The sequence below is a fragment of the Actinocorallia lasiicapitis genome (assembly GCF_054778695.1).
Genome location: NZ_BAAGZI010000338.1, coordinates 1 through 6,554, shown reverse-complemented (window position 1 = coordinate 6,554; position 6,554 = coordinate 1). Strand labels below are relative to the sequence as shown.

At 70.0% G+C, this 6,554-nt stretch carries 8 protein-coding genes and 1 pseudogene; 5 read left to right on the top strand and 4 right to left on the bottom strand.

Annotated elements, in window-relative coordinates:
• Both ACYVE7_RS26795 and ACYVE7_RS26790 read right to left on the bottom strand, forming a co-directional pair.
• Positions 1-859, bottom strand: an 859-nt coding sequence (locus ACYVE7_RS26795; protein ID WP_460368348.1) for a DUF4259 domain-containing protein, incomplete at its 3' end; no start/stop codon positions are given.
• A 75-nt stretch (positions 860-934) separates the two neighbouring features.
• Positions 935-1,450 (bottom strand): hypothetical protein, encoded by a 516-nt coding sequence (locus ACYVE7_RS26790; protein ID WP_460368347.1) that lies wholly within the window; start codon positions 1,448-1,450, stop codon positions 935-937.
• An 80-nt stretch (positions 1,451-1,530) separates the two neighbouring features.
• Here ACYVE7_RS26790 and ACYVE7_RS26785 point away from each other — a divergent pair, with 80 nt between their 5' ends.
• Positions 1,531-2,478 carry an HpcH/HpaI aldolase/citrate lyase family protein gene (locus ACYVE7_RS26785; RefSeq protein ID WP_460368345.1) on the top strand — a complete coding sequence of 316 codons (948 nt, stop codon included), beginning with the start codon at positions 1,531-1,533 and terminating at the stop codon, positions 2,476-2,478.
• Positions 2,479-2,504: 26 nt separating this feature from the next.
• A complete protein-coding gene (locus ACYVE7_RS26780; RefSeq protein WP_460368343.1) occupies positions 2,505-3,662 on the top strand; it encodes an acyl-CoA dehydrogenase family protein in 1,158 nt (385 codons plus the stop codon).
• 18 nt (positions 3,663-3,680) lie between these two features.
• Here ACYVE7_RS26780 and ACYVE7_RS26775 read toward each other — a convergent pair whose 3' ends face one another.
• Together ACYVE7_RS26775 and pnuC are read right to left on the bottom strand one after the other, a co-directional pair.
• Positions 3,681-4,766 (bottom strand): AAA family ATPase, encoded by a 1,086-nt coding sequence (locus ACYVE7_RS26775; RefSeq protein ID WP_460368341.1) that lies wholly within the window; start codon positions 4,764-4,766, stop codon positions 3,681-3,683.
• On the bottom strand, positions 4,763-5,398 hold the full coding sequence (pnuC, locus tag ACYVE7_RS26770; RefSeq protein ID WP_460368339.1) for a nicotinamide riboside transporter PnuC: 636 nt from the start codon (positions 5,396-5,398) through the stop codon (positions 4,763-4,765). The genes ACYVE7_RS26775 and pnuC overlap by 4 nt, the downstream gene beginning before the upstream one ends.
• Before the next feature lie 102 nt (positions 5,399-5,500).
• On the opposite strand from pnuC, the gene ACYVE7_RS26765 reads away from it, so the two are divergent.
• The 3 genes and pseudogenes from ACYVE7_RS26765 to ACYVE7_RS26755 all read left to right on the top strand — a co-directional run.
• The gene (locus ACYVE7_RS26765) at positions 5,501-5,851 is read left to right on the top strand and encodes an MmcQ/YjbR family DNA-binding protein (protein WP_460368337.1); all 351 of its coding nucleotides are present in this window, start codon (positions 5,501-5,503) and stop codon (positions 5,849-5,851) included.
• A gap of 59 nt (positions 5,852-5,910) precedes the next feature.
• Positions 5,911-6,219: a YkvA family protein gene (locus ACYVE7_RS26760; RefSeq protein WP_460368335.1), complete on the top strand. Its 309-nt coding sequence runs from the start codon at positions 5,911-5,913 to the stop codon at positions 6,217-6,219.
• A 36-nt stretch (positions 6,220-6,255) separates the two neighbouring features.
• Positions 6,256-6,554: pseudogene (locus ACYVE7_RS26755) on the top strand (hypothetical protein); the annotation flags it as partial.

Here is a 6,554-nt window from a genome sequence, read left to right as displayed (position 1 = left end):
GGGGGCGGGTGGTGAGGTCCAGGGGGAGGTCGGTGGGGGGGAGAGGGGGTGGGGTGTCGAGGCCCAGGCGTTCGGCTACGCGGGTGAGGCCGGTGTGGAGGTCGGTGAGGAGGTGGTGCTCGTTCAGGGTGGGGTGGAGGCGGAGCGGCTGCTCGAGGCGGACGGTGGTGCGGCCGCGGGTGAGGCCCGTCCACAGGTCCGTGGGGACGGCGGCGCCGTTGCGGAGCAGGGGGCGCTCGTCCAGGCGGGCATGGACGACCAAGGACTGGAGGCCGGCCGGGAGCCACCACTCCATCCAGGAGAGCGACGTGTTGATCGCGTCGGCCAGGGCGGCGACGGCAGTGCTGTAGGACGCTTCGTCGGGGACGGGGCCGTGCGGCCCGGTCAAGTCGACAAGGAACCAGTCACCTTCGGACAAGTCAGGCTCAAAAGGGTCGGGGACGAGCTGAGGCAGCCCGAACAGAGTACGACCGTAGGGCGCCAGATGGTCGACAAGTCGATGCCATTGGGGTGGCGAGATCCGGGCCGACCAGTCCGACTCCTCGTACCGCAGCGCGAGCGCGAACCCGCTGGCGGCCAGCTCGCGCAGATCGTCGGAGACCTCGAACAGATGGCGGGCGAGCCAGTGATGGGCCTCTTCGTCGGCGTCGGGCGCCAGCCCCGAAAGGCGCGTGGCGACCAGAGCGGCGACGGCCAGCGCGGACTCGGCGGCCTGCCCGTCGACGTACTCCTCGTTGTCCTCGAGGAACTCCTCGAGCCGTTCGGCCATCGCGGCGGCGACGTCATCGGCGCCGGCCAGCTCCCAGAGGGCGTCGGACGCGGCGTCGCTGTCGAAGGTGCCCTCGAAGGGCAGGTCCATGAGCTTCCTTCCATGGGGGGAGGCCAGGAAGGTTACCCGTCGCTTTATATGCCTTTGACGTGCTAACGATGCAGGCTACTGGTCGACTTTCCGCCGCTTTCCGCCCACCATGAAGGGCTTGCGGGTGGTGTTGGCCGCCGGGGTCTCGACCGGCCGCATCGCGAAGTAATCGCCAGGAAGCGCAGGGTACTCGCCGGTCGGCGCGAGCTTGAGCAGCCACGCGTCGCGCGACCACCGGGGCACCGGATCGTGGGCTTTGCCCGCCTCGTGCTCCTCGCCCGGCTCGGGCCGCGCGTTCAGCCGCTCCTTGAACATCAGCGGCGCGATCTCCTCCCATTCGGGGGAGCCGGGCCTGATCTCGGAGACCGCGGCCACCCAGCGCACGAGCTGCGAGCCCTTGTCCTTGCTCCGCACGACCACGGTGACCTGCCCGGCCTCCGGGAGCCCGGGCAGCGGCTGTTCCTGCGCCCCGCCCGTCAGGACGTACGCGTTCCCGCCGTGCCACAGATGCCAGGCGGGACGGGCCCTGTCGAGCTCCAGCCAGACCAGGCTGGACTTCTTCATCGCCTCGTCGACGAGCGCCTCTGTCATAGCCCACATCATGGCGGGTGATCGCCGCGCTAGGGAACCTCGCCCTGGGCCGGGCTCCGTGATCTCGGTAGGGTCGGCCCATGCAGCGTTCGCGTCGTACGACCCTGGCCGTGCCCGGCAGCAGTGCCCGCTTCATCGAGAAGGCGCAGGGCCTGCCCAGCGACGAGATCTTCCTGGATCTCGAGGACGCCGTGGCCGTCGACGCGAAGGCCGACGCCCGTAAGAACGTGATCGTGGCGCTCAACGAGGGCGACTGGACCGGCAAGGTGCGCGTGGTGCGCGTCAACGCGCTCGACACCCCCTGGACGTACAAGGACGTCATCGAAGTGGTCGAAGGGGCGGGCGCGAATCTCGACTGCGTCATGCTCCCGAAGGTAAACGACCCCTCTGACATTTCCTGGCTCGACAAGCTCCTCACCCAGATCGAGCGCTCCACCGGCCTCGAACCGGGCGCGATCGGCATCGAGGCGCAGATCGAGGACGCCCGCGGGCTGATCAACGTCGACCGGATCGCGGCGTCCTCGCCCCGGCTGGAGACCCTGGTGTTCGGTCCCGGCGACTTCATGGCGTCGATCAACATGAAGACCCTGGTCGTCGGCGAGCAGCCGCCCGGCTACGACGAGGGCGACGCCTACCACTACATCCTGATGCGGATCCTGATGGCCGCGCGCGCCCACGACCTGCAGGCCATCGACGGCCCGTACTTCAACATCCGCGACGTCGACGCCTTCACCCGGGTGGCGCGGCGCAGCGCGGCGCTGGGTTTCGACGGCAAGTGGGTGCTGCACCCGTCGCAGATCGAGGCGGGTAACGCGGTGTTCTCGCCGTCGCAGGACGACTACGACCACGCCGAGCTGATCCTGGACGCCTACGACCACGCCACCCGGGTCGAGAAGCGCGGCGCGGCCACCCTCGGCGACGAGATGATCGACGAGGCGTCCCGGAAGATGGCGCTGGTCGTCTCGGCCAAGGGCCGCGCCGCCGGTCTGGTGCGCACCAAGACCTTCACGCCCCCTCTTTCTGAGTAAGCGTCCACTGACTAGAGTCCGGTGCCATGTACACCGAGGGGCTTACCGACGTCCAAGAGGCGATGATCGCGGCGGTGCGGGCGTTCGTGGAGAAAGAGGTGCTGCCCGTCGCCACCGCGCTGGAGCACGCCGACGAGTATCCCGAGCGGATCGTCGCGGGGATGCGCGAGCTCGGCCTGTTCGGGCTGATGATCCCCGAGGAGTACGGCGGTGCGGGCGAGTCGCTGCTGACGTACGCGCTGGCCGTCGAGGAGCTGGCGCGCGGCTGGATGTCGATCAGCGGGATCCTCAACACGCACTTCATCGTCGCGTGGATGATCATGCAGCACGGGACGGCCGAGCAGCGCGAGCGGTATCTGCCGCGGCTGGCGTCGGGGGAGCTGCGCGGGGCGTTCTCGATGTCGGAGCCGGGCTGCGGATCGGACGTCGCCGCGATCACGACCAGGGCCGTCCGGGACGGCGACGGCTACGCGATCACCGGCCAGAAGTACTGGCTGACCAACGGGGCGCGGGCCGGGCTGGTCGCGACCCTGGTCAGGACGTCGCCCGACGGCGGCCACCGCGGCATGTCGACCTTCCTCGTCGAGAAGGAGCCCGGATTCGGCGAGGTCGCGCCGGGCCTGAGCATCCCCGGCAAGATCGAGAAGATGGGGTACAAGGGGGTCGAGACCACCGAGCTGGTCTTCGACGGGTACCGCATGGGCGCCGAGCAGCTCCTCGGCGGGGTCGAGGGGCGCGGCTTCTTCCAGATGATGGACGGCGTCGAGGTCGGCCGGGTGAACGTCGCCGCGCGCGCCTGCGGGGTCGCCCAGCGCGCGCTCGAACTCGCCGTCGACTACGCCAAGCAGCGGCGGACGTTCGGGGTGCCGATCGCGGAGCACCAGGCCGTCCGGTTCCGGATCGCGGAGATGGCCACCAAGGTCGAGGCCGCCCACCAGATGGTGCTGATGGCCGCGCGCCGCAAGGCCCACGGCCGCAACGACCTCGAGGCGGGCATGGCGAAACTCCTCGCCGGCGAGTATTGCAAGGAGGTCGTCGAGGACTCCCTGCGCGTCCACGGCGGCTTCGGCTACTCCAAGGACGCCGAGATCGAACGCCTCTACCGCGAAGCGCCCATGCTCCTCATCGGCGAGGGCACCGCCGACATCCAGAAAATGATCATCGCCAAGCGGCTGCTGGGGTGACGGCGGGCCCGGTGCGGCTCAGCCGAGGGGCGGCGCGAAGGACCAGCCTTTCGCGAGGAGCGCGTCCGTGGCGGCGACGGCCTGCGCCAGCCGGGCCCGGCGATCGCCCCGGACCGTCAGATGCGGGCGGCCCGCCAGTTCGGCGGCGAAACGGTCGTGCATCGCCTCGCGGATCGACTCGCCGTCGCGCCAGCCGTCCTGCTCGAACGGGACGCCGTCGACCTCGGTGAGGATCCAGAGGTCGTGGTGGGCCGCGGGATGTTCCGGGAGGGTGAGGCCCAAGTAGCGCTCGTGCCAGAGGGTGGTGGCGAAAGAGTCGGTGTCGCAGATGAGGAGCGGGGAAGAAACCCGGGCGGCGGCGTTCTCCCAGGCGAGCTGACGGTCCATGATCAGGGAGAACTCGCCGGACGTCCAGGAGAGGTCGTCCAGCCACGCCTCGGGGTGGGTCAGGCGTTCGCGGGCCAGCTTCTCCTCGCAGTAGGTGCGGCCGTACTCCGGCACCCAGCGGGTGTCCGTCCACACCCCGCCGCGGGCGGAGTAGGCGGCGGCCAGATCGCGGGCGAGCGTCGTGGTGCCGGAGGATTCGGCGCCCACGACGACGACGCGTCTGGTCAGCGCGGCCTTCACCGGTCCGCTGAGGAACGGCCAGGCGGCCACCGGATCGGCCCGCACCGCGGTGCCGCTCACCGGGAACGCCGCCCGGTCCAGATCGACCGTGACGGGTCGTGCGCCGAACCGTCGCGCCAGTTCGACCCCGTAAGGCTCGGAACTGTAGACGGCGTCGATCCGGGGCTCCTCGCCCCAGAGCAGACGCAGCCCGTGCTTGAAGATCTCGACATGCGCCGACCAGACGTCAGGGTCGCCGTAGTCGACGTGAACATCGTCCATGACGGCCACGAAATGCACATGGGATTGGGGGTGCGCCTCACGCAGCCACGCCACCCGGTTGGCGAGGGGGACGCTCTCCACGCTCGCCGCCGCCACGATGACCGTCACCACGGTGCAGTCCGCCGCCGCGGTGTCGATCAGGTGGTGGTGGCCTGCGTGCGGCGGATAGAACTTCCCGATGATCAGGCCGTGCTTGCCCGGGTCGTGTGCGGTCATGCGGCGACCAGGGTCCTGGTGCGGAGGTCGGCGCGCCAGGAGGTGAGGCCGACGAAGCAGAGGCCGAGGAACAGGAGGTAGAGGGCGCTGGTCAGATAGAGCTGCTTGTGGGCGAAGAGCGGGATGTAGATGAGGTCGGCGAGGATCCAGAGCCACCAGGATTCGACGAGTTTCCGGCACTGGCCGTAGGTGGCGGCCAGCGATAGGGAGGTGGTGAGGGCGTCCCAGAAGGGGACGGCGGAGTCCGTCCAGGTGGTGAGGATCGTGTGGATCGCGGCGGTGCCGGCGACCAGCCCGACCGCGAGCCCCGCCCACTCGGCGCGGGTGGTGCGGCGGACGACCTCGGGCGTCCGGTTCACGCCGCCGTGCAGCCATGCCCACCAGCCGTAGGCGTTGAGGGCCAGGTAGACGATCTGGAGTCCGGCGTCGGCGTACAGGCCGTAGTCCGACAGCACGAGGAGGTACATCAGCACGCTGAGGATGCCGATCGGCCAGTTCCACAGATGCTGGCGGGCGACCAGCCACACGCAGACGGCGCCCGTCACGAAGCCGATCAGCTCGCTCCAGGTCGTGGGTGTGCCGCCGAGGGTGAAGGCGGGCTCGGTGAGCGGCCCGACCAGCGAGTGCAGCATGATGACCTCCAAATCGTCAGCGCGACGATAACGCGCGGACGGGCCTCGGCGCCAGGTGTTTTTCTCACTCTGAGTCTTATCTCACTCTGATAGGACTGGTCCATGGACCCGCTGGAAGCGCTCCGCACCCTCTGCCTGGGCCTGCCGGAGGTCACCGAACGGCTGAGCCACGGTGAACCGTGCTGGTTCGTCCGCGGCAAGAAGATGTTCGTGATGTTCGCCGACCACCACCACGACGACCGGCTCGCCCTCTGGTGCGCCGCCCCGCCCGGCGCGCAGGAGGCGTGCGTCGCGGCCTCCCCCGACTCCTACTTCCGGCCGCCCTACGTCGGGCACCGCGGCTGGCTGGGCGTCTATCTCGACACGGCGCCGGACTGGACGGCCGTCACCGAACACGTCCACGACGCCTACCGCCTCATCGCGCCCAAATCCCTCAGCGCGCTCCTCGACTGAGCGTCGGCCGGACCGTCGGCCGGCGCGGGTACGCTCACCGCAGCGAGGAGGTACACCCGATGTTCGACGACGTCCCCCTCTGGCTCTGGATCGCGGTCGGCGCGGCGGTGCTCCTGATGATCGCCGTCACCGCACGCGTCCTGTTCCGCCTCCACTCCCTGCGCCGCCGCGTCCACACTCCTGACGCACCCAACACCGCGAAACTCGCCTACTACGGCGCCTGGATCTACGCGCTCAGCCCCGTCGATCTGCTGCCCGACCCCATCTATCTGGACGACGTCGGCATCGTCCTGGCCGCCATCGCCGCCATCGAACGGCTGACACGCCGTCCGGGCAACGTCGGAGATGGGGGAATCGGCAAGCCCTGATCACTATGTGCGGTCGCTGTGCGTAGGGTCATCTCCATGGAGTCGCACGCCGCTACGCCGCCGGAACCCGAACCCACCCCCGAGCCGCTCTTCCTCCCCCCGGACGACCTGGCCGCGTGGCCCCACCTCCCCGACCCCTCCGCCCCCCACTCCATCGCCCCGTCCACCTCCCCTTGGGCGCCCCCAGGCGGCCCTCTGCCCACCCCCACCAGCGGTGAGGCTGCGCCGGGAGTGGGGGGCGGCGGGGAGACGGCGGGAGCCTGGACCTTCGACGCGCAAGGCCGGAAGGTGCCGTGGACCGGAGCGCAGGAGGGCGCGGTGCCCGGTGCGCCGGT